The organism is Methanobrevibacter ruminantium M1, from assembly GCF_000024185.1.
In the GTDB taxonomy this organism is placed as follows: domain Archaea; phylum Methanobacteriota; class Methanobacteria; order Methanobacteriales; family Methanobacteriaceae; genus Methanobrevibacter; species Methanobrevibacter ruminantium.
The window spans coordinates 1,599,598-1,625,288 of record NC_013790.1; the positions used below are offsets into that span (position 1 = coordinate 1,599,598).

16 protein-coding genes are annotated in these 25,691 nt (G+C 33.3%); all 16 read right to left on the reverse strand.

Annotated elements, in window-relative coordinates; genetic code table 11:
- Positions 1-590 precede the first annotated feature (590 nt).
- A complete protein-coding gene (locus MRU_RS06035) occupies positions 591-1,358 on the reverse strand; it encodes a hypothetical protein (protein WP_012956005.1) in 768 nt (255 codons plus the stop codon).
- A 338-nt stretch (positions 1,359-1,696) separates the two neighbouring features.
- On the reverse strand, positions 1,697-1,897 hold the full coding sequence (locus tag MRU_RS06040; protein WP_012956006.1) for a pseudomurein-binding repeat-containing protein: 201 nt from the start codon (positions 1,895-1,897) through the stop codon (positions 1,697-1,699).
- 304 nt (positions 1,898-2,201) lie between these two features.
- Complete coding sequence (gene guaB, locus MRU_RS06045) at positions 2,202-3,695, reverse strand: IMP dehydrogenase (protein ID WP_012956007.1); 1,494 nt, start codon at positions 3,693-3,695, stop codon at positions 2,202-2,204.
- 334 nt (positions 3,696-4,029) lie between these two features.
- Positions 4,030-4,749, reverse strand: coding sequence for a (5-formylfuran-3-yl)methyl phosphate synthase (locus MRU_RS06050; RefSeq protein ID WP_012956008.1), 720 nt, complete (start codon positions 4,747-4,749; stop codon positions 4,030-4,032).
- 436 nt (positions 4,750-5,185) lie between these two features.
- The gene (locus MRU_RS06055) at positions 5,186-12,406 is read right to left on the reverse strand and encodes a right-handed parallel beta-helix repeat-containing protein (RefSeq protein WP_171776165.1); all 7,221 of its coding nucleotides are present in this window, start codon (positions 12,404-12,406) and stop codon (positions 5,186-5,188) included.
- Positions 12,407-13,525: 1,119 nt separating this feature from the next.
- On the reverse strand, positions 13,526-14,755 hold the full coding sequence (locus MRU_RS06060) for an LUD domain-containing protein (RefSeq protein ID WP_012956010.1): 1,230 nt from the start codon (positions 14,753-14,755) through the stop codon (positions 13,526-13,528).
- Positions 14,755-15,513 carry a (Fe-S)-binding protein gene (locus MRU_RS06065; protein WP_012956011.1) on the reverse strand — a complete coding sequence of 253 codons (759 nt, stop codon included), beginning with the start codon at positions 15,511-15,513 and terminating at the stop codon, positions 14,755-14,757. The genes MRU_RS06060 and MRU_RS06065 overlap by 1 nt, the downstream gene beginning before the upstream one ends.
- Before the next feature lie 345 nt (positions 15,514-15,858).
- Complete coding sequence (locus MRU_RS06070; RefSeq protein WP_338036737.1) at positions 15,859-16,224, reverse strand: DUF2304 family protein; 366 nt, start codon at positions 16,222-16,224, stop codon at positions 15,859-15,861.
- A 78-nt stretch (positions 16,225-16,302) separates the two neighbouring features.
- Complete coding sequence (locus MRU_RS06075) at positions 16,303-17,010, reverse strand: glycosyltransferase family 2 protein (protein WP_012956013.1); 708 nt, start codon at positions 17,008-17,010, stop codon at positions 16,303-16,305.
- A gap of 104 nt (positions 17,011-17,114) precedes the next feature.
- Positions 17,115-17,573: a riboflavin synthase gene (gene ribC / locus MRU_RS06080; RefSeq protein WP_012956014.1), complete on the reverse strand. Its 459-nt coding sequence runs from the start codon at positions 17,571-17,573 to the stop codon at positions 17,115-17,117.
- A 268-nt stretch (positions 17,574-17,841) separates the two neighbouring features.
- Complete coding sequence (locus MRU_RS06085) at positions 17,842-19,032, reverse strand: hypothetical protein (RefSeq protein ID WP_012956015.1); 1,191 nt, start codon at positions 19,030-19,032, stop codon at positions 17,842-17,844.
- Positions 19,033-19,278: 246 nt separating this feature from the next.
- Positions 19,279-20,112 (reverse strand): ATP-binding cassette domain-containing protein, encoded by an 834-nt coding sequence (locus MRU_RS06090; RefSeq protein WP_048812444.1) that lies wholly within the window; start codon positions 20,110-20,112, stop codon positions 19,279-19,281.
- Between the two features lie 204 nt (positions 20,113-20,316).
- The gene (locus MRU_RS06095) at positions 20,317-21,420 is read right to left on the reverse strand and encodes an adenosylcobinamide amidohydrolase (protein WP_012956017.1); all 1,104 of its coding nucleotides are present in this window, start codon (positions 21,418-21,420) and stop codon (positions 20,317-20,319) included.
- Between the two features lie 174 nt (positions 21,421-21,594).
- Entirely contained in the window at positions 21,595-22,296 is a 702-nt protein-coding gene (locus MRU_RS06100; RefSeq protein WP_012956018.1) for an ECF transporter S component, read from the reverse strand.
- 203 nt (positions 22,297-22,499) lie between these two features.
- Positions 22,500-24,437, reverse strand: a complete 1,938-nt coding sequence (locus tag MRU_RS06105) for an ABC transporter ATP-binding protein (RefSeq protein WP_012956019.1) — start codon at positions 24,435-24,437, stop codon at positions 22,500-22,502.
- Positions 24,428-25,483, reverse strand: coding sequence for an energy-coupling factor transporter transmembrane component T (locus MRU_RS06110; RefSeq protein ID WP_143714318.1), 1,056 nt, complete (start codon positions 25,481-25,483; stop codon positions 24,428-24,430). Before MRU_RS06110 ends, MRU_RS06105 begins: the two co-directional genes overlap by 10 nt.
- Positions 25,484-25,691: the final 208 nt, after the last annotated feature.

Sequence of the window (25,691 nt, forward strand, 5' to 3'; positions counted from 1 at the left end):
CCTTTTATAAGTTTAAGAATACTAAATTTTATAAAAAAAAGAATTTAGTACACTAAAGTTCTCACAGTGTCTTTTTTATCCAATTAAATTTTTTTTTATTGAATTAAAATTATTATAGTTAGCAAAATTATCTTAAAATCTTTATATATAGGCTTACCTAATACATTAAAAAAAAAATATCATTGTATTTATATTTATATATTTAAATACTATTTATATTTATTCATATTTATGGAATTATTTCTTATGTATTGAAATGGATTTATTCGACTGAAATAACTGATTTTAAAAGGGTATTTTATAGATTATGGATTTATTATTGTTTTATTTGCGAATAAGAATAATTTATTATTGTTTTTAGTAGAAAATAAGTATTTTTACTTTTAATAAATTAAAAAAATTAAACTTAAATAAGTTAATGAATTATTAAAAAATATTGAAAAAGTAATAAAAAGTTATAAAAAATGTAAGGGATAAAAAATAGAAGTTAAAAAGTAAAAATAGAAGTTAAAAAATTAAGATAGAAATTAAAAAATAAAAATAGAAGTTAAAAATAGTTAAAAATAAAATAAAAGAATTTAAAATAAGAATTATTCAGTCACATGAACATCTGCTTCGCTATCAAACGGATTGGTACGTATAGCAAGAGATATCATATAAGGATAATGCTTATTAAGGTATTTTAAATAATAAACCCATTCATAAACCAATTTGGAATAAACCCTTTTCATATCACCATTCAAGTGATTGAAATCAGCATCCTTTATGTCAGTTAATTCACCTCTTCTTGCAAGCTCTTCATCCAAGTGCAATAATGCAAGCAGAAGTGATGAGAATTCATCTTTCTCAAGCAAGTTAGGGTTATTGATAAGATTTACTAAAAATTCTCTGTTTTCAACCAATAAGCTCTGGATTCTGTTTAAGAAATCTTCCCTTTCCTCTGGAGCGATATTGGCCTTAAAGTCTACAGGATTGTTTTTCAATTCTTTTAGTTTATTATCATAATCTTTATCGTTCCATGATTTAATAGCCTTTAAATCATCAGTGTTAGCCTTATTTACATTGGCCTTGCTTAATTCTGCAATTAAATCATTTCCAATCTCAGAGAAGAATGTACCCATAAGCATGTCTATCTTCTCTAAAATGGCTTCATGCTCTTTTCTTCCCATGATCTCTTCAAGAACCAATGCTACAATGAGGATATCTATTGGAATAAATCCGATATGCTTCCAAAGATAAGCGATGATCTCTTCCCCATCTCCGCAGATAAGGTATCGAGCAAGGAAAATAAGAACTGCCAAAACAAACATGATAATTGCAAATTTAATTTTCCAGTTCATTTCTTTATTTTCTTTCATTTTTATAATCTCCAAGATAAAAATAATCGTCAATAGAAATAATTATTGTTTTAATAATTAGATACAATTTATATTTTATTGTTTTAAGTATAATAAATTAATCATTCATTAATTAACCAGTTAAATGATTATTGATATTTGTTTAAAAATTAGATAAAATAGTCTAAAATAAATAAAAGCAATAGATCGAATAGCCTAAAAATAACTAATTATTAAAGTAAATATATGCAAAAAAAAGATAAAATAGCCTAAAATAAACTATTAATAAAGTTTAACAACTTAGAATAAAATTATACTCAATATAATTTTTTAAAGATCTTGAATAAAAACAGACATAATCATTTAATTTGAACAAATTCAGGGCTTCTGCCATGCTGTAGAATATAGTTATTAACATCGTTTATCATGGCGGAATAATTCTCATGAGAGATTTCCTGATTGTTTACGCTTGCAAAATCAGGCATCTTACCATTTTCATTTTTAAATTCAATTATATCCTTTACCATTTCTCGGTATTCTGTAATAGTCAAATGTGTCATTAATTATCCCCAAAACATTAAGAACATTTTTAATATATATTAAATTTATTCTCATATATAAAATGTTCTTTTTTGATTTAAGTAATAATTTGCTAAAAGCATACCCCAATAAACAGTTTCATCCTAAAAATTTAGTAAATTGAATTTAAAAAATTAAAAGTGAATAATAATTAAAAAAAGATAAAGAATAGTTTGTAATTAAAATAATAGATTGTAATTAAAAATAAGAATAAAAAATAGATTGTAATTAAAATAAATAATAAGATAATAAAAAAAGTAAAAAGTAAGACTAAAACATATGATTTTAGTCTAAAGTTGGATAATTAGGACTTTCATTAGTGATTAAGAAGTCATGTGGGTGAGATTCCTTAATACCGCTTGTGGTAATTCTAACGAATCTAGCAACTTCTTTCATGGTTTGAATGTCCTTAGCTCCACAGTAGCCCATGGAAGACTTTAATCCTCCAACCAATTGGAAGACAACTTCAGCTACAGTTCCCTTATATGGAACTACACCTTCAACACCTTCAGGGACTAGCTTGGAATGTTTCATGTGAGATCCTTTTTCCAATTCTTGGAAGTATCTGTCAGCTCCACCTCCGGAACCTCCAGTCATCGCTCCCATGGAACCCATTCCACGGTATTGTTTGAACTTTCTTCCATTCATGGTTACTACATCACCTGGAGCCTCTAAAGTACCTGCAAGCAAGTTACCGAGCATTACAACATCTGCACCTGCACCGATAGCCTTTGCAATGTCACCGGAGTATCTGAGACCTCCGTCTGCAATGACTGGAATGCCTGCTTCTCCTGCAACATCTGCAACATCTGCAATTGCAGTGAGCTGCGGAACGCCGATTCCAGCTACAATACGGGTGGTACAGATTGAACCTGGACCGATACCTACCTTAAGGCCGTCTGCACCATGTGCAATCAAGTCTTCAGCAGCCTCTTTAGTTGCAATGTTACCCATACATAAGTCTGCATCGATATTGTCCTTAATGGTTTCAGCAAACTTGACCACATTCATGTTATGTGCGTGAGCACAGTCGATTGAAATGATGTCTGCTCCTGCCTCATCCAATGCCATAGCCCTGTCAAGGTCAAATGGACCGCAGGCAGCTGCAACAAGGTATTTTCCGTTCTTATCTACTGCAGCGTTAGGATGCTGATCTTGATTTAATATGTCTTTAATGGTTAGAATACCTACTAAAGCGCCATCCTCATTAACGACAGGCAATCTTTCAACCTTATTTTCATAGGCGATATCTAAAGCTTCCTCTTGAGAGATGTTTTCCTTGATTGTGACAACATCGGAAGTCATGATTTCCTTAACCAATCTTTTGGAATCGTTTTTTAGGAATGGCCTTACATCCCTTTTGGAGATGATTCCTACAATCCTGTCCCCTTCCATTACAGGAAGACCGCTGACTGATTCGTTTTCCATAATGTCTTGGACTGTTTCGATAGAGGAGTCAGGACTGATGGTTACAACATCACGTACAGTGATGTCTTCAGCGCTTTTTACCTTTCTGACTTCAGCGACTTGAGCCTCTTGATTGATGTTACGGTGAATTACACCGATTCCACCCTCTTGAGCAAGTGCGATAGCCAAATCAGCTTCAGTTACGGTATCCATTGCAGCACTCATAATAGGAATGTTAAGTTTGATATCCTTTGTAAGGTTTATTTTAGTGTCTACATCCTTCGCTTCAATCCAGGAAGCATTTGGAACCAATAAAAAATCATCATAAGTATAACCAGGTTTTGCATTATAAATTTTGTCTGAAAAACTCAATATTTAACCTCCTAATCCTTAAATAAATCAACAAATAAAAGTTAATTAAAAGTTTAAAAAAAATTAATTCTTTAAATGAATAGCAAAGGCTATAATAAAGAATTAATTATTGAATAAATAAATAAAAACTCTTTAAATGAATAGCAAAGCTATTATAAAGAATTAATTATTGAATAAATAAATAAAAATTAATTAATGATTTAAAAAAAATTAATTCTTAAGTTAATAAGAATTAATTTGGATAATTTAATGAATTTATTTTTTGAATAGATAAACACTTGAATAATATAAAGCCATTGAATAATATAAATGTATGTGGCTTTTTAGTCTATATCTATTCTTCAAATGATTGTACAAGCTCTTTTAATTCAGCTACAGCAGTTCTATCAATATGGCCAGTGTTTCTGTCTCCGCCAACACAAGCAGCCCCTCTAACACCAACTACATCACAGCCAACATCATATAATGGCTTTAATTGGTCTTTTTTAACAGATCCTGCTAAGGCAACTTTCAATCCATAGCTATGAGCTTCTTCTGTGAATTTTCTACAATCGTCAATGTCTAGATAATCAAATAAAGTATGTCCATCCTTGACAGCTGTATCTAACATGGCAATGTCTGCTCCTGAATCCTTTGCCACCTTAGGAATGTCCCAAGGACTTACAGCTCCAACTCTATGAGCATCTGCATAGCCGGAAGCAACAACTGTAGCATCAGGATTAGTGTCTTTTACAGCCTTAACTACACCTTTCATTACTTCTACGCCTTCTTCATAGTTGCTTGGACCATATAATCCGACTTTAATATAATCTGCACCAGAGACTAAAGCTCCCATTGCAGCAAGAGAAACGGTTCCAGGCTTGTATGGAACATCTCCTAAAGTTGCGCTTACAAGCATATCCTTTGGGGTAAGCTCTCTGATATCCTTAATTACCCAAGGGAAATTAGCTCCTAAGGAACCTTCTTTAGGATTTTTAACATCAACAATGTCTGCTCCACCTTCAATAGATTCAACAGCTTCTTCATGATTTATAGGACTAATTAATAAAAGCAAATATATTCCTCCATAAATATAAAAATTGAAAAGTATATTAATAATTTTGATTAAATTGAAAATAAATAAATTAATTAAATCAGTTTTTTTAAATTTTAATTAATTTAAATAAATATTTTTTTAAGATTAAAACTTCTTATATCTTGCTTTTTAAAAATCTTAAATAAAAACCAATATTTAGAATTATTAAAAGTTTTTAAAAAATTAATATAATATAAAAAATTTTAGATTATTTATAATTATATTAATAATATTATAAAAAGGTTTATATTTTTTAAGCTTTTTTCATTAAATTTTGGAAAAAAATAAGTAAAAACTATTAAAAAAATAGGGAAAATTTAAGAAAAATAAGTAAAAATCCATGCTAAATAAATAAATTTTGAAAATATATTTCAAATTTGAAAAAAAGAAAAAATGGAGTTATAAAACTCCATTACTAAAATTTAAATTTTCTATAGCTTAATGTAAACAAAGCAAAAATGGTTAAAACCAATAATGCCAATGGATGTCCAGTATTTTTCATTGGAACTCCTTTTTGTTGTTTAGCTTGGACGTGATTGCTAAGGTTCTTTTTAGTTGGATTTTTGACCTTTTTGCCTGCATGGGAATTATTATCCCCCTGGTTGTTTTTATTGGATCCGTCATTGGTTTTATTATCCATATAATCATCCCAAGGGTACATATCATAAAGGTCACTGCCATAATTACCAGAACCGCTGCCTGAGTCATTATCGCCATCTTCATCCAAAGAGCCATTGCCATCGGTATTTCCAGAGCCATCAGTATCACTGGAACCATCATCAGACTTTTCACCAGCATCAGAATTGCCAGAATTATCACCATCAGAAGAACCAGAACCATCAGGATTACCAGAACCGTCAGATGTACTGTTTCCATCACCATCTAAAGGATTATCACCATTAGAATCAGAACCATCAGGATTTCCGGAATTATCACCAGACTTATTATCACCATCGGAATTATCGGAACCGTCAGATGTACTGTTTCCATCACCATCTAAAGGATTATCACCATTAGAATCAGAACCATCAGGATTACCAGAACCATTAGAACTATTGTTTCCATCACCATCTAAAGGTTCATCACCATTTCCACCATTAGGATCAGAACCATCAGATGTACTGTTTCCATCACCATCTGAAGAATTATCACCATCAGGATTAGAACCATCAGATGTACTGTTTCCATCACCATCTAAAGGATTATCACCATTAGAATCAGAACTATTTACAGATTCATTATCTCCATTATCAGCTAATGGAAGAACTTCTACAATAGCGCTGTCAAAGTTATTGGATTTAACGACTTCATAAGTGCTTGTATCCACATTTGAAGGAAGAGTTATATTATCATTTGACCTATTAACCTCTGTCAATAATTTCAAAGAAATACTGTTTCCTTTGGCTAAATCTCCAATGTACCATAAGTTAGTTTCTTCATCGAATGTGTTTGAAGCTTTATCTGAATCATTAGATGAATCATCACTTAAATAAGAGCCAGATTTGAGTGATTTTAATTCCCCATTATCTAAATCAGAACCAACACCATCTAATTTAGAGCTTGCTTTAAGCATATTAGGGGATGAACTATCACTTTCATCTATGGAATCAGAATTTTCAGAATCTTCTGAAGAAATGTCCTTAACAAACAATCTAGAACCGTCATATGAGATGTCCATGCTTGTTGTTCCATAAGTCACATTGGAAAGGATTAGTCCTAAGGTCTTCAAGTCATCTAAAGTGACTATAACATCAGATGCATCATCTGGACCGTCATTATAAACAACTATGGTCCATTCAACAGTGCCTCCCTTGTTTACAGAGCTGTTGGATACAGTTATCTCAATTACCAAATCGCATAAAGGATTGACATCCAATAGCTTATCGTCATGGTTGTTGTCCTTATTAAGCTCATAAGTATCGCCTTGTACTATGGCCTCTACAGGCAAAGATGCATTGGACACATTTGCTTGAGTTGTGACTATTAAATCAACAGTCTCTCCTGGAGCCAAATCCCCTATAATCCATTTACCGGATTCTGGATTATAGGAATCATCAGATACATTCAAGACTATCAATCCTAAATCCTCAAGGTCGCTTAAGTCTAAGATTACATTCTCTGCAGTGTCAGGGCCATCATTAGTGACAGTTATTGTCCAATTGACTACCTCATCCTTATTTATTGTTGAATTTGACACATCAACAACTACAATCAAATCGCATAAAGGATTTACTGTGACTGTATCATTATCATAGTTATTTTCCTTATTCAATTCAAAGGTGTCGCTTAAAACAGCTGATTCAACTTCTATTGTCTTATTGGAAGCGTTAACCCTTGTTGTAATGAGCAATTCAACAGCATCGCCATTGTCCAGATTGCCAATGATCCATTGATAGGCGTCCCCATCAAATGAATCCTCGGAAGCATTAACTAAAATTAAGTTTAAAGCATCTAAGTCATTCAAATAGACTTTAACGTTTTCAGCCATATCTGGACCGTCATTAGTTACTGTTATTGTCCAATCGACAAGATCTTCTGTATTAACTGGAGAATCGGACACAGATATATCTATGATAAGATCGCATAAAGGATTTACAATAAGGCTTTCATTGTCATAGTTATTATCCTTATTCAATTCAAAAGTCTTGCTGTCAACTGTAGACTCAACATCCAATATATCGTCTGAAGTATTTACTTTTGCGGAAATTATTAAGCTAGCATTTTCATTATTATCTAAATCACCTATTATCCATTCATAAGTTTCAGGATTGAAATTATCCTCTGAAACGTTTAATATTTCCAAGTTCAATGATTCCAAATCAGATAAACTGACAATCACATCGCTGGCACCATCTGGGCCGTCATTGGCAACTACAATAGTCCAATTTACAATGTCCCCATTGTTTACAGGAGAATCAGATACTGATATTTCAATTGATAAGTCACATAAAGGATCAATCTCTAAAATATCATCATTATGGTTATTGCTCTTATCTAGCTCAAAGGTGCTTGTATCGACAATTCCATCAAGTTTTATAGTGTCATTGGAACAGTTTGCCTTTGTTGTAATAATAAGGCTTTGACTTTCTCCATCAGGCAAATCGCCTATTGTCCATTGGCCATTATCATAAGAACTCTCGGAAACATTCATTATGATTAGGGCTAAAGGTTCCAAGTCAGTTAGATTGACCACAACAGCCTTTGCATCGTCAGGACCATCATTAGTTACCACAATAGTCCAATTGACAATATCTTCCTTGTTTACAGGAGAATCAGAGACTGATATGTCTATGACAATATCACAGCATGGATTGACATTTAATGAATCATTATCAGCATTGTTTGCCTTGTTCAATTCATATGTGCTTGTATCCACATCAGCTTCAACCATTATGGTCTCATCAGAGGTGTCCACTTGAGTGGCCAATATGAGAGTCAGTCCCTTTCCGCTTGCAAGCTCTCCAATCTCCCAAGCGAATGATTCGCTGTCAAAATCTTTGCTTGATGAATTTACAAAGACCATTCCTAAAGATTCCAAATCAGATACTGTCAAGAAGACATCAGAAGCGGTGTCCGGACCATTGTTTTTTATTTTTATTGTCCAGTTTACAATATCGCCCTTATTTGCAGTCTTCTTTGAAGCGTTCACTTCAACAGCCAAATCACATAATTCCTCTACAGTCAAGAGGTCATCATCATGGTTATTGGCTTTATTAAGCTCATAAGTGCTTGTTGATACATTTCCCTCAACTGATAAGACCTTATCTGAACAGTTGACCTTGGTCTTTACAGTCATGCTTGAGATGTCTCCGGAGGCCATGCTTCCGATGGACCATATATTGCTTGACTTGTTGAAGTTGAATGTGGAATTCTCCAATACGGCAATATCCTTAAAGGTGAATGACCTGTTTTGGACTATTAAGCCTAATTTTTCCATATTGGTCAATGAGACCTTAACATCCTTAGCCTGATTTGGGCCGTTGTTTTTAACATTGACAGTCCAAGTAATGACATCATTCTTGTTAGCACTGTTATCTGATGCAGTCACTTCAATCAAGACATCACAATAAGGATTGACAGATAATGTGTCATTTGCAAGATTATTAGCCTTATTTGTCTCATAAGTGCTTGTATTTACAGTTCCCTTAAGGACAATGTTCTTATTTTCAGTGTTTACCTTAGTGCTAATCACCAATTCCTTAGAGGCATCCTTGTTAAGGTCCCCTACATTCCATTCGTTTGAAGCGTAATTGGCGTCTGACTTGTTAACAAGGCCTAATCCTAAGCTTGCTAGGTCACTGAGTGCAACATTTACATTGCTTGCCTTATCAGGACCGTAGTTTTTAACTGTTATTGTCCATTTGACAAGGTCATTTCTGTTTGCAGTCCTGTTAGAGACCTTTACAGTTATTCCAACATCACATAATGGGGCCACATTGACATAATCGTTGTCCTGATTGTTGTTTAGGTTATATTCAAATGTATCTGAGCTTACTGAGGAATTTACTGTAATCTTCTTATTGGAAGCGTTTACCTTGGTAGTTATTACAAAGCTTACGTTTGATCCACTAGCCAATTTGGAAAGCTCCAATGTCTGAGTGCTTATATTGAAATTGGCATTTGTGGACTTTTGATATATCAATTCGTTTCCAGAGAGATTGCCTAAGGAAACTACAACTTTGCTTGCATCATCCGGACCGTTGTTTTTAACGGTGACTGTCCAGTTTACAATATCGCTATATTTAGGGCTGTGATTAGATGAGGCAATGTCAATGAGCAAGTCACATTCAGGTATCTTTATTGATTGGTTATCCTTATTGTTAGCTTCGTTTGTGTCCTTTTCATAGGAGGATACGCTAACCGGATAATTTACTGCACCTGTAGTGTTAGCCCTTGTGTTTATGGCTAAGGTCTGGTTAACTCCGCTATTTAAGTTGCCAATGGTCCAGATTCCAGTGCTAGAATTGTAAGTGCCAACAGATGGACTTGAAGAAACGAGTATCAGTCCTTTAGGAAGCACAGCACTTACCTGAACGTCTGTAGCATTGTTTGGACCATTGTTTATAACCTTGACTGTGAACTTGTTTGTTCTGTTATATTCCACTATATCCTTGCTGGAGACAATGTCTACAGCCACATCCACAAGAGGGAGAATCTCAAACTGATTGTCCTCATCTATTTCCTTGTAATAGTCATCTTCAGTGTGCTTTGCATATAGAAGATAGTTTCCTGGAGCTATTGCCTTGCCCACAGATGAGCTGAGATTCAAGGACACGTTTCCAAGAATTCCTGTTGTGAATGTCTTGTTTAGGATTATGTCGTTTTTGTTTATTGCAGATAAGGAAGTAGATTTGCTATTAGGATCCTTATACACAATAACATTTACCAATTGATTGTCTTCACGGTCATCCTGGTATAGCAATGCACCGTTTTGGCTGTTTGATGCACCATTTACCGGATGTATTTCATTTGAAGTAGTTACTTTTTTACCCTTTGAGGATATATAGCTTACATTATAAAAGTAAATATCATTCACTGAAGCAGTATTATAAATTGCATTAGCAATATTATTGCCACCTATCAAAGTTAAATTAATTAAAATATCGCTTCTGTTAAAATAACTGCTGCTTGGTTTTATCACAGAATCCAATACATATGACCATGCCTGATTCCTGTCAAAATTGTCATTTGAAAGGTTCATGTTTTTTCCGTCGGTATATATTGCAGATCCGTTACGTGCTGTATTGTACTTGAAGCTTGAGGAATCGATTGTATTGCTGTTTCCCTTAATGTATACAGCGCCTCCAAGGCCGCTTTTAATGTCTGATTCGCTTGGAATCGCATTGTTGTATAGGAAATTTGAAGCCATTAGCTTGGCATTTGAGCCTACAACATAGATTGCCCCTCCGTCCTTTGTAACATTGTTATTTGTGAAATTGCTTAAAATCAATGTTGTGTTTGAGCCTTCAATATATAATGCAGCTCCGTTTTCTCCAGTGTTGCTTGCAAAATTACAGTTATAAACATAAGCGCCTATACCCTTTATATAGACAGAGCCGTTCTTGACATTGTGGTTAGTGAAGTTTGAGCTGAAAAGATTTGCATTTGAACCTATAACATAGATTCCAGCACCATAGCTTGCATTGTTTCTTGCGAAGCTGGAATTCAAGACAGTCACATATGAACCGTTGATTAGAATCCCTGCTCCCACATTCTTTGCATAATTGCTCTGGAATGTGGAATTCAATATCAAAGCATCGTTACCTAGAATGTAAACTGCTCCACCGTCATTTTCTCTTGCCTTGTTTTCTTTAAATGTAGAATTAGTTACCTTTACATTATTTCCTTTTATCAGAATCGCTCCGCCCATAGGGGCATAGTTATTTATAAAAGTACATCCTGTAATGTTTACGCTGATATTATCAGCCATAAGCCCTGTTGAGATTGCTCCGCCATATTCCCCTGCGCTGTTGTTGATGAATGTGCAGTTCATTATCTCCCCATCGCTGTGAAGGGTTGTGGCACCTCCCATCCTATTGCAGTAATTGTTGATGAAAGTGGAATTATAGACCTTGATTCCCGGACGGAAGCATAGCGCTCCTGCATGGGAATAGCTATGGGTGGTGATAACCCTATTGTTTATGAAGGTGCAATTTACCACATATCCTTCATTTATGCCTGAGGATGAAGCCCCTATCTGCAATGCAGCACCGTAACATTGTTCGGTTCCGCTTGCTTCATTGTTGATGAAATTGCAGTTTTTCACAGTGGCATTGTCTGCTACCACATATGCGGTACTTCCCATATCTGTCTTTCCATTTGTGAAATTGCAGTTTGTAAGTGAGAAGTACTTGATGTTTACAGCAACCCACAGGTGCTTATAATTGTAGTCGAAATGGCAATTATCTATTGAGGATCCATTTCCAAAGAAATATACGGAACAGTTGGTACTGTATGAGAAATAACAGTTCTTTATATGGACGTTGGATGCGCTTATCTTAAATATATATGATAAGTTTCTTGCATCGAATCGTGCCAAGTTTGTAGCAGAGCCACCGTTTATGGTGATGGCCTTCTTTATGGTTATAAATGAGCCGTTTCCGATAAATGTCTTTCCATCAAGATTGATTGTTGAACCCTCTTGGGCATTGTTTATCATGGTTTGCAAATCGCCAAATGTACTTGTGCCTGCTCCTAGAGCATTGGAACTTAAAGAATTTTTATTCTTTGAATCTAAAGAATCCTCCAAGTTCTCATATTCATTATCTCCATCTTCATAAGAAGATTTCTTACTAGAATTAATAGAACTAAGACTAGATTTAAGAGAATACTCATCTGAATCAATAGAATTTAGATCAGATTTTAAAGATGTTTTATCCTTGGATAAGTTATTATCTTTAGAATCCTTTGAATCTAAATTAGACAATTCATTCATAGTTTCTACACAATCATAATCTCCACTAGAAACTCTTAAATTATTATTTGCATTTAAATTTGTTTTCGAAGATTCAGACTGTGAAATAAATGCAGACTGATCTGAATGGGAGCCATCTAAATGATTAACTGAAGCAGTTAGATTTCCATCCATATCAATTGCACTAACAGTTGAAAATGTTAATAAAACACAGCAAATCATACAAATTAAATATATTAATTTTAATTTCACTGATTAACACCTCACATACTCGAAGGAAAAATATTATTAAATTGTTTGAATCAAATGAATGGAATTTTAGAAATGATTAAAATCATTCAAATGAATCAAATGTCGGATTTAACAAATAAGAAATATTTTATTAAATCTTCGTGGTCTAATGAATAAATAAATTATATTTATTAAACCAAAAAATCCGATTAAAATGAGCTATTTTTCAAATCTGAAAAGATCAAGTTAATCTGAATCAGATATTTAATAATAATCAAAATTTTTTTAATGAAAAAGATGATTTAAAAACATTGTGTTGGAATCTGATTAAACCAAATCTTTCAAATCCAAAATTATGATTTTTATCCCCGAAAATTATTTTTAAAAAATAAAATCCAGTTGAAAAAACCACCAAATTTTAAAAATTAAAAATCACTTTCAGGGGGTTTTTCCTTCAAATATATGTTGTAAGTTCTCCTTTATATACTAAACGGTTTTATATCGCCTTAAAATTGATTTTAAAATGTAAAATTGTTTCGATTTCGTAACAATTTACTATTCTCAAGTCAATTTCACATTTTCATATCAATTTCACATCTTCACATCAATTTAACACTTTTAAATCAATTTAGCACTTTGACATCAATTTCACATTTTCATATCAATTTCACATCTTCACATCAATTTTTACTTAAGTGTGAATGGTGATTTAAACTTGGACTTCGAGTGAAAAAAAGTCTTGAGAATGTTGGAAAAATTAAAAAATTTTGCCTTGAAAATTGGCAATTTTTGGAAAAAATGAGCAAAAAATTTAGGAAAAAATCAGTGAAATTTTAAAAAAATTAGATTAAAAAATTGAAAAATTAGGAAAAAATGAGCAAAAAATTTAGGAAAAATTCCGTGAAATTTCGGAAAAATTAGTTTAGAAATTTGAAAAATTAGGAAAAAATGAGCAAAAAATAGAAGAAAAAAATTGCAAAAAAATGAAATTTTTCGAAATAATAAGAAAATGAAAATTTTTCAAATTTTTGAAAAAATTAAGAATTAAAAAAATGTATAAAAAGTTGTGTAATTTAAAATAAGAAGTAAAAATTTAATCTAAAAGGAGGATTAATAAGGAGAACCCTTATTTTTAATATTGTCCCTAATAGATTTGTGCTGATTGCGAAAGAGGCCTTCTTTTTGGCTATCGCAACGTAAGTTTTCAATGATTTCATAAGTTGGAGTGAGAACCGGACAGTTTTCAGTGCACATTCCACATAAGGTGCACATATACAATCCAGAATCAACGCTTACCTCATTATCCTTAAGATATCGGCTTAAGGCAATTCCTCTTCCTCCCAAATAACTGGAATAGCCAAATTTGTTTCCAATTATATTGTATACCGGACAGCTTACAATGCAATTGCCGCAGCCAATGCACCATAGGCATTCATCAATTGCCTTTGACCTTCCATTGTCAAGAAGGATAACAGCAACCCTTTCAGCACCATACATATTCTTTAAAAGCTTCTTTTCAATGTCTGCTGTCTTTGAAGGGCCTGAAACTATATTCATATAAGAGGTTAAAGGCTTTCCTGTGGCATATGCAGTCTCCAGCTTTGCAATTGAAACTGAATCCTCAAGATGTGGGACCAGCTTATCTATTCCAGCTACAATTATATGGAGCTTCTTTGATTGGACAAAGCTGATGTTTCCTTCATTGTGAACCATCAGAATTGCACCGTCCTCTGCAGCTATTGAGTTTGAGCCGCTTATGCCAATATAAGACTTATGCATGAGATTCAATACATCAGACCTAACGGCTTCCATTATTTCCTTTGGAACAGGATTTAGATTCAAGTCCATTGATTGGTTGACGATATCTGCAATGTCTGATACTGTAAGGTGTGATGCAGGTCCTGTGGGATGGACCGGATCGTTATCTTCCTTTTTCAATTGAAGTATGCGGTCTCCCAAATCTGTTTCAATGACATTGTAGTTGTTTTCTTCCATAAGTTCCAGAAATCCTATCTCCCTAAGGGTGTTGGATTTGGATTTGCATATGTATACATCATTGCTGTCTATATTGGGGTTAGATTCTATCTCTTCATTGATTAGGTCTAAAATGATTTTTTGAGCCTCTATATCATTGCTTGCTAAAAAGCAGTCGATGTCGTTTTCCTTAAAGCTATTTTGAACTGTTTCTAAAAGCTGACTGTTGTTTTTTATGGCTTCTTTTCTAATTTCCATGACCCTCTTTTGAAGAGCTTGTATTGCAGGAGACTGTGAAAGAGGTTCGATTTTGTCTTTAAGCTGGGAGAATATTTTTCTCATTGATTCTATTTCTTCTTCTTTCATTATTCCATCTTCTTATTTTTAGATAACTCCAAATTATCTTCTTCAAGCATTTTTAAATTGGATAAGTCCAAATCACTTTCTTTAAGCATTTTTAAAACAAATTCAGACAGGTCTAAAACTTCCAAATCATCAGAGTTTTGACTTAGATTTAATTTGCAGAATGGACATGCTGAAACCAATAAGTCTGCACCAGTTTCATTTGCTTCTGCAATTCTTAATTTGGCTATGGAATTAGACAAATCGCCATAAGCAGACTTAACTCCACCTCCAGAGCCACAGCATCTTGACTTTTCTTTAATATTCTTCATTTCAGTCAGATTGGAAAAAGTCTTAATAACTGAACGTGGAGCTTCATATTCCCCCGCATGTCTTCCTAAGTGACAAGGATCATGATAAGTGATTAATAAGTCTTTATCTAACTTATTGATGCTATTTTCATTAATCAATTCATTTAAAAGTTGGGAAATATGAATTACTTCTAAATCTGCATCCAGATAAGTCTTATAATCTTCCTTAAGAGTTTTATAGCATCCTGCACAGGAAGTTAAAATGGTCTTTCCTTTAATGTCTGAGTAGGTTTTATTCATCTGTTCGATTCCATCTTCCTTAAAGCCAGTTCTAAGCAAAACAGACCCACAGCACTGTTCGTTGTCTAAGATTTCATATTCAATGTTAAAGAGTTTTAATAAGCTTTGAGTGGCTTCACTTATTGAATCTAACTTCTCTCGTGCAGTACATCCTCTAAAATATAATAACATAATCTAACCTATTAAATAATAATTATATAATTCTTTTTTAGTTTCTATTTAATTAAACAAATAGTTAAAATGTCTTTTGCAGTTAAATGAATAATAAAATATCTTTATTGTTAAATTAAAGATATCTTTGTCTATTTAATTAAATAAATAGTTAAAATGTCTTTTGTAGTTAAGTATTTAATCTTGTTAGAATTTAAAAAATAGTATTTTTTAGATTCATTATCGTTTAACAGCAATATAAATAATTAAAAATCATTAATAATTATTTTAGTTGAATAAACAACAATTAATCTAAAAAATATTACTTATATAAACTCCAATAAAAAGAAAAAGTGATGATGAAGACTATTCATCATTTTCTTCATCCAATTGTATTTCATTTCTTATAGCAATTTCCCTAACCAAATCAGTCATATTCTGATTTAGATTGTCGATTTTAATATAAAATCTAAATCCAGCATATGCGATTACTGCAAATCCTGCTATAATCAATAGATCCAGTCCTCTGCTGAATCCGAAGAATCCTGCTAGGGGATCACTTATTTTAGGGGCGAAAGCAAAGAATAAGACCACCATCCAAACAACCACCCATAATGCAAAGGTTGCAGGAGTTGATCTCTTATTGCGGACCCTATTATACATGAAGATTATGGCAATAATCATTACAATGATTAGTAAAATCTGATAAATTCTAAATGGACCAATAATAATAACACTACCTTAAATCGAATATCTTTTTATTAAATAATTTATTTGATTATGATTAAGTCAAAAAACCTTTAGCTATCTCTAGATTCTAAATAAGTCAATCACCATTTTACCTAATATCTTTAAGCCAACAATTGCATCTGTACCTTTATGTTGAGTCTCTGGAGTGTAAATTGTTGTGATTGTTACTTCAGCCAATCTGAGATTCTTATCACTGATTTCCTTAATGAATTCAGATGAGACTCCATATCCTGTTGAAACCACATCGATCTTCTCTGCAGCTTCAGCTGTAAAGGCTCTCAATCCTGATTGGGAATCCTTAACATTCCTTCCATAGAATATGAATGTAAGGGCATTCATAACAAGGTTTGCAAAGCTTTTAGACAAGGGCATGTCCTCAAAAGGCCTTGAACCGATTACTGCATCAGCCTCTCCATCCTGCAAAGGCTTGCAGACATTTGGAATATCGCTGATTTCATGCTGGCCGTCTGCATCAAAGGTTATTATGTATTTGGCTCCCTTATTAAGTGCAACCATCATTCCAGTCTTTAAGGCAGCTCCCAAGCCTCTGTTGATTACATGGGAGACAACAAATATCTTATCAGGATACTTTCTTTTGGATTCTGTTGCCAATTCGAGGGTACTGTCTGCAGAGCCGTCATTGACTAGAACTACATTGTATCCCCTCTCTGCAATGCATTCTATGATTTGGGATACGGTTCGCTCCTCATTATATGCAGGAACCACTAAAAATATTCCTTCTGTGTTTTGTGAAATTTCATTTGACATGGTATCTTAATAATTTATAAATTATTTACATTGTAAATCTGATATTTCTATCTGAAAATATGATGATTTTTGAAAAATCCGCTGACAGTTAATAATATTTAAAGCTATAATGGACCAACATCCTCTTTTCCTTCTCTCATTCCCTTTCCTGCTTCCTTTTCCATAAGTCTAGGATGGAACATCATCTTAATAAGGTTTTGTGCATGTTCACGTGCCCTGTTATCTGCCAATTTCTTAAGTTCCTTAGGATCTTCCTCCTCATCCTCATGAACAAATACTTCTAATATATGGGTGTTTGTCATAAGCTGAGCACGTATAAGTCCTGTAGAAGCCTCATGAGCACACATCTTATCCTTTTCCATAGGCCCTGGCATTCCTAAAGCCATGACTATCTCACAGCCTTCCTCTTCAATAAGCTTTTTGCTAGCTACTGGAAGGTCCTTTACCCCAGGAACAGTCCTGCGAATAATCTTAAGGTCTGAAGCGTTCTTCTTTAACTCATCTATTGCTGCAGCACCCATATCATAACGAGCAAAAGTAGTATCTGCAATTCCTATTCTCATTCACTCACCGTTTTAATTGATAAAAAAATTTTAATTGTAATTTTAATTAATTATAATTTTAATAATTCAAATAATAATTTGGTCTTATATGTTAATACATAATAAACTATGTTTTTAATAATATATAAAGTCAATTAATTTTTATAAACATTCAATCTTAAATTGATATAAATTTTTGGCAAAAAATAAAATCTTTAATGAAATAAGCCATCATAAGAACATAAATCACATTTTACAAATAAAAATAAAATTTACTAAAAAAAGAGGCCTAAATCTTATTCGAAAGAGCATTTATTCTTCCTAAGACTTGATTGTCCTTAGTCAAGTCATATAAAATCCTATAGAAGTATAAGGCTTGGCTAGTGTGCTTTCTACTATCCAAATCAAAGCATATAAACTTCAAGGCATCTAAAACAAAGTCATTGACTCCAACTTGAATGTTCTTTGATTCAATGATTCCTACCGCTTCCTCTGTTTCTATTTGGGTGTCCACTCCCCTTGACTTTAGATATTCAAGCTCTTTAACTACATGCTTATTATAGTCATAGTTTAAGCTGAAGTCATAGAATGCAGCTGCAACATCCAATTGATTTTCCTCAACATAAAAGAAGCCAAAGTTTCTATAGGCTCTTGCTATATCCTCATTTCTGTATGCAAACTTCAATGCATCCACATTATATAGGAAAAACCTATTATATGTTCTTGTCTTTGACTTATAGATGTCTGCTAGGGCTAGGATTGTCTTTGAGGATACGGGATTGATTCTCAATGCCTTCAAGAGATATTCCTCTGACTTTCCATATTCATCAGATTCAAAAAGCAAGGTTCCATAAAGATAGTACAAGTCAAATAGAGGCTCGTTGAATGGTATATATGCCAATTCCTTCTTTAGTCCAATGTAATGATAGAACAATATCTCCTCAAGAGGATTTAAGAAGCTATGATATTCCTTTTCATGGATTTCTTCAATTGAATTGCTTTCCATTTTCTTTATCTTGACATCCTTTCTCCAATTCACTTGCCTATCCTTTTTAGGACTTACCCTAAAGGATTTGGGACTGTCTGCCAATTTGTTTTCCCTATATCTTATATATTGAATTTCACGAATGGACCGGTTTGAATTGAAATCACTTTCCTTATGGTCCTCTTTGTTTTCGTATTTGTCTACAAATGACTCCATATATTTATCAAGCTTTTCCTTGGCAGTCCTCTTATCACGAGTTTCAATATATTGCATCACTTCATCAAGAATGCGGCTTGCCATAGTCTTTTTAGAGCCTATATCTTCAATAAGGTAAAAATCCAAGGACTGTAAAATCAAATGGGAGATCTCTTTGATTATCTCATAGGAATATTCATGGCCCTTGTAATATTCCAGTTGGGAAACCAGATAATCCCTATCCAAATCAGGATTTCCGCTCAGATTCCTTTTGATTTTATCAATCTCTTCTTTAGGCATGGTATCATCAAAATAAGTTAAATTAAATAAATAAGAATTCTATTTAAAATTTAATAATTTATATTATTTAAATTTTAAGAGTTGATTAGGACTAATAAAAAGGAAAAATAATTTAAATGGTATGAAAAGCTATAGAAAAAATTATAAATATAAAAAAAAGTAGTGGAGAATAAATAAAAAAAAATAAAATAAAAATTGTTGGAAAATAAGTAATAAAAGATTATAAGAGGCCATTAAAATAAACAGTTATTTTCCAAGCAGATCTAGGATTTTCTGACGGGCCTCGCCGATTGTCAAAGGATACTCTCCGCCGAAATCTATATCATTGTTCTTTTCCAATATCTCAGCAAGGTGAGTTACCCTTGGAAGTCTTAAATCAGCTTTTCTGATTGTTTCAACATCTGAAAATACCTCTTTAGGAGTGCCTGACTTTATAATCTCCCCATCGCTGATTAGAAATATCTTAGATGAATATACCGGTACAAGACCTACATCGTGGGTTGAAATGACAATGGTCATCCCCTCTTCATTCAATGAGTATAGCAATTTAAGAATATGGGAAGCTCCCTTTGGGTCAAGACCTGAAGTAGGCTCATCCAGAATCATTATCTCAGGTTCCATAGCCAAAATTCCTGCAATGGCTATTCTTTTCTTCTGTCCTCCGCTTAGATGGTGTGGAGATTTCTTCTCAAATCCTCCCATTCCAACCTTTTCAAGGGAATCCTTAACCCTCTTTTCAACCTCTTCAATAGGAAGGCCTAGATTCATAGGGCCGAAGGCAACATCCTCCTCTACAGTAGGGGCGAACAATTGATTGTCAGGGTTTTGGAAAACGATTCCAACCTTCTGACGAGCGAGCATAAGCTCTTCCTTGCCATAGGATAATTTTTCTCCATCTATATAGATTTCACCTGACTTTGGCTGGTGAATGCCGTTGAAATGCAAAAATAAAGTTGATTTCCCTGCGCCGTTTCTTCCTAAAAGAGAGACCATCTCTCCCTTTTCCACCTTGAAATTTATATTGTTTAGTGCAACTGTACCGTCTGGATATGCATAAACAATGTCTCTTGCCTCTAAAATAGTATAACCTCCAACAATACTATTATATTATTAAAGATATATAAACCTTTTAAAAGTATTAATAAATTGGTTTGTTTAGTTTATAAAGTATTACTTAATTGTAAAATAATTAATAAAAAAATAGGGAAAAGATAATCTTTAATAGGAGGATAGGATAAAGATGGTTTGAAATTTTATTTATACCAATATTAATCTAGTAAAGTTTTATTCTATCTGCTTTTCAATGACGTATTCCAAAAGCAGTTTCATGGAATTCCATTCCTTTCGGTTGAAATTGCTATTCAAAATAGAATTTAAAACCTTTAAGGCAGGCTTTTTATCCAATAATCCAATCCTATACTGATCTATGATATGAATGATTAATGAAACATATCCAACAAGCTCTGGGTTTTTTGAGACCTTAATTAAGGACATTATAAATTCCTTTTTCTCCATCTCATCCAGATTCAAGCTTTTGTCATAGAACTCATCCAGATTCATCTTAAATCTGTCTAGCCTTACAAGTGCATTCAGCTGATATGATGGAGTGAGCCATTGCAGATTAGCCAAAGCCTCCTTTATTGAGCGGATGACTGCATTTGCAATCAATTCACCAATCTTTGCATGCTTGCTCACATTCTCAATAAAGTTATCGCTTTGGAGATTTGAGCATATTGCTATGCCGTCTGTGCCTGTTCCGGTTGCTATCTCGCTAGAATAATTGCTTGAAGTCATAAGGTCCCTTAGAGCCACTGCCTTAGCCTCTACAGCTATCATTTCAGCTAAAAGAAGGGAGCTTTCATCAAGCCTGCAATTGATTAGGATGATGTTATTGATTGTTCCAGGCTTATTAGGATTTGGATCTTCATTTTCCAAATCAAAATCATATTCTCCGTTCAATTCATAATAGGAAGCGACATCCCCTGCTGAGACCGCATTAACGCGAACTCCAGCTGTTGTAATGGCTAGAACCTCAATGTCCTTATATCTCTCTACAGCAATTGAATACTCATCTATTTGAGCTGAAGTGACCAAACCGCTTAACTTATTGCCCTTCAAGTCAAGTTTATTATAGAAATCGTAGGATAGCATCTCCAAAAAGCCCAATATGCCACCATCACCATATTCGTCAATGTTCTCCTGTGACAGCTGATGATTGAATACAGCAGAGAGATCTTCGCTATAACCTCCATTTAACCAAGAAGTGACTATGGCATTCCTTTTGCCTGCAAATTTCACTACAATTGAATCATGATTGAGAAATATCTCATCGCCATCAATTGTTTTTGAAATGAGTTTGAATTCTTGGGTCTTATCATCATTTGTCATAGAACACTTCCTTTTTAAAAAAAGTCAATAATTATTATAATTCTCTTTAAATATAGTTTAAAGTTTAAAATATATATAATTTCATTCTTAATAGAAAAAAAGTCTAAAAAAATAAAAGTCATATAAAGATAATAAAAAAATAAAAAAAGAAAAATTAAGGCTTAAAAACCTTAATTAATTAGTTAAGTCAATGCTTTCATCACTTGAGCTTGGATTAGACAGATATTTAATCTTAGCTCTTGTAAACATCTTCTTAAACCAGTCATACAATACGACTAAAAGCACTGCATTAGTTACTCCGTGAGTCAAGTCATAGGTGAAACCGTTAATGTACAATGCAATGATTGGAGTAATCTGCAATGCGGTTCCTGAATAGAAGATAGCTGAAATATCAGTTATCCAGCCGTAAAGGAATCCCCATAGGAGTCCGAATATGAATCTGAATGGCAAGCTGTCAAACCTTGAAGCCAAGTATCCTGCACTTGCTCCCATAAGTCCCCAAGCAAGCATCTGGAAAATGACCCAATATCCCATTCCCATGAATATGCCTGAAACAAATGCTGTAAGGGCACCTACAAGGAAACCTTCCTCCTTGCCAAAGACAACCCCCACCATTATTATTACAAATGATGCCAGGTTTACAGCAGGTATTGACATTAGAATAAGACGTCCCACAGTTGCAATAGCTGTTAAAACGGCAATTAGAACGATTGATTCAACTGTAGGCTTTGACTGTTCATACATCTTAAAGACAAAATATATTATGCCTATAAGGAGCAAGATTGTAAAGACTAGAATTGTTATTGTAAATATTGGAGAGCTGGCTGAAGCTCCGCTTTCCGTTATAGACATGTTAGTTACTAATTCCTCTATCATTAAAAACACCTAAAAATATAAAAAATCAATAATTATGAATAAATTTATAAAATACTAAAATTTTGAATTTAATCAATTAAATAGACAAGAATAATTTTATTTAATCAGATAAATATAAATTACTATTTGAATATTTTTCTAGATTTACTTATTTAATCAATAAATAATAATTTAATCACTTTAAATCTAAATTAATGATTAAATCACTTTAAATCCCAAATCTCCTTTACATCATCCAATGTAACAGCTTGCGGAATATAATCCTTGACCATCCTATTTACAAAGGTAGTATAGAAGTTATTCTCTGCAAATATCACCTTAGGGTCGTCATCTATTTGAATGTCCTTATCAAATAGCATCAGACATCTCTTGCAATTGTTTGCAACGAAATCCAAGTCATGGCTTGTCATTACAATTGTCAATCCATTGTCCACCAATGAATTAAGTATATATGCCAAGTTTTTGCTTGATATAGGATCCAAACCTTTTGTAGGCTCATCCAATACCAGAACGTCTGTATTTTGAATCAATGCCTTGACGATTACTATCTTTTCCTGCTCTCCTCCACTGCAGTCATAAGGATGCTTATCCAAGAGATTTTCAATGTCAAAGAATCCAATAAGCTCTTTAAATCTATAGTCTATATTTTTAAACTTTAGATTGTTCAATAGGTCTGACTCTAAAAACTCATTTCCATTCAGCTTTAAAAGACCATCATAGGTTTCCATATTGAATTCGCTTGCGCTGAATGCATTTGAGCTTAATATTGATTCAAGGAACTCTTCCTTAACTGTGTCCTTGGAGAAGTGAATCATAGGATTCTGATGAACATATGCTATCTTCAGATTCTTACTATACCTTACCTTGCCCTTTATCGGCTTTAATATTCCTACCAATATCTGAAGGAAGGTTGATTTTCCTACTCCATTTCCACCTACAAGGCTAAGGAAATCTCCCTTGTTCAATTTAAAGTCCACATTCTTTAGTATAAGATTATTCTTCTCATATGCAAAGTATATTCCATTCATTCTAATTAATGTGTTCTTATCATTAGAGAATGGAAGCCTATCCCTAAGGCCTAACTTATTGGAATTGTATTTTTTTGTGGTCAAACTGGACTTTTGATAATAATCATGTTCTTTTTTGCTTGAAGTGGAATTTTGATTAGAATTATCTTTTTCTAATGAATCATATGCATAATCATTTTCAAAATTATTATTTTTTTGTACATCTTCATTTATTTTAATTAACTCATCACTAATTATATTAAGATAACGTCTACCCTCACGAATGCTTAAAGGAGTATTCAATTTAGTGAACTCTTCATATTCGCTTATATATTCCTCATTTTCAAGGTAGTTTTGGCTAAGGCCATTATAGATCTTTGTTACTGCAGGAAGGTAGTTTTCAAATATATCATCATTAATTACTTCCTCACAGATGTCATGGGCATTGTCATTGAACTCTATCTTTCCATCCTTTAGGAAGACTGCATTGTCTATGAATGGAAATATGCTGTCTGCCTTATGCTCGCTCATTATGACTGTTATTGAAAACTCCTCATTGAGTCTTCTTATTATTGAAAGGAACTCATATGAAGCGATCGGGTCAAGCTGAGACATAGGCTCGTCAAGAAGAAGAACCTTTGGCCTTAAGACAAGAAGGGAACATAGGTTGATAAGCTGCTTCTGTCCTCCAGAGAGCTCGTTTACATTCTTATGGAGAATGTCATTTATTCCAAAGAAGGCAACAATCTCGCTTATTCTGTTTCGAATCTCCTCTGTCGGAAGCCCTATGTTTTCAAGAGGGAATGCAATCTCCTGAATTACAGTGTCTGTCACTATCTGGCTGTCTGGGTTCTGGAAAAGATATCCTATATCGCATGCTGAAGTGAAATCATCAAGCTGGGCGATTTCAGTTCCATTGTATTTTATGCTTCCTTCACGTCTTCCGTTTGGCATCAGCTCCTTTTTAAGATTGGTTAGAAGAGTAGTCTTTCCGCATCCTGAAGGTCCGCATAGAAGAACAAAATCGCCAAAGTTAATATTTAGGCTGATATTGTCTAAGGACTTTTCTAGGGATTCTGTTCCGTCTGAATTTAGATATGAAAAGCTGAAATTCTTAAATTCGATTAACGCCATAGGAATCTCTCCTTAATTTCTAGATAGATTAAAGGTAATAAAAATACTATAAATGCAAAATAATAAATGTTAAATGGTAAATCGCTGAATGAGAAGTCTATTGAAGGATAAATGTTTATCATGCCATATCCTTGTATAAGGCCTATCACTATTATTGATACTGTGACTATGATTATTGCAAGGAATATGATGTCTGCAAGTCCGAACTTGTATGAAAGATAGCTTGTTCGCTCATTGGAGTTGTATCCACGGGCTTTCATTGACTTGGCTGTAAACATGGACTCTTCAAGGGACCATGAGACTGTTATTCCCATGATCTTTCCAAGGACCTTTGCCTCCTTTGCAATGGATTGGAACCTTTTAGAGGACTTTATCTTCTTGAAGACCCTTGAATCGGAACCGATGTCCAGGCTTGATATGTTTGAGTCGAATTGCTCTAAATCGAGAGAGTCTGAATCTTCTTTTGAATTATTTTCATCTGAAAGATTATTTTCCTCAGAAAGATTGTCTTCAAGAGAATCATCATTTAAATCATCCTCTTCATCTGATTCTACCCCATTGGCCTTCAGATTATTCAGCTTTTGAACCTCAATGGCCCTTGAATTGATTAGTGGAATGAACCTTAATGCCATTACAATTATCATTGAGATGATTGGAAGCTTTTTAGAAAAGATATAAAGCATCTCCTGATAGGAAACTGACCTATTATATGATGAGAAAACCAGAATTACAATGAGAAGTGCCAATGACATCAATATCCCATATGCAATTGCCTCATAGGTGATGAAGAATCCGTTGAAAAGATATATCCTATGTGCCCCTGTCCGATTCAGGAGGGGATTTAGAATTATAATCAGTACGCTTAAGGGTATGAAAAATTTCATTATGTTCTTTAGCTCGCTGGAGACTCCCTGAAGAGCGATAAGAATAAGAATCAAAGCTAAAAAACTCAATACAAAATAAGGATCGCTAAAAATGAAAGCCAAGAGAACCATTATAAAATAGTAAAGCAAATATACGCCTGGATGAATAGCTGTAAGTTCCATGATAGTTCTCCATTATAATATATTAATTTATCAATAAGTTACAATTCTATATTTATTTGCAAGCTATATAAAACTTTCTTTAAAAAGAATAAAACCTGATTGATAAAAATAAAATTAAATAGATTAAAAAGAGTTATATTGAAAAATAAGAATAAATTGGTTAAAAAAAGAGTAATAAGTAATTTATTGGTTTTTAAAGCTTTAAAAA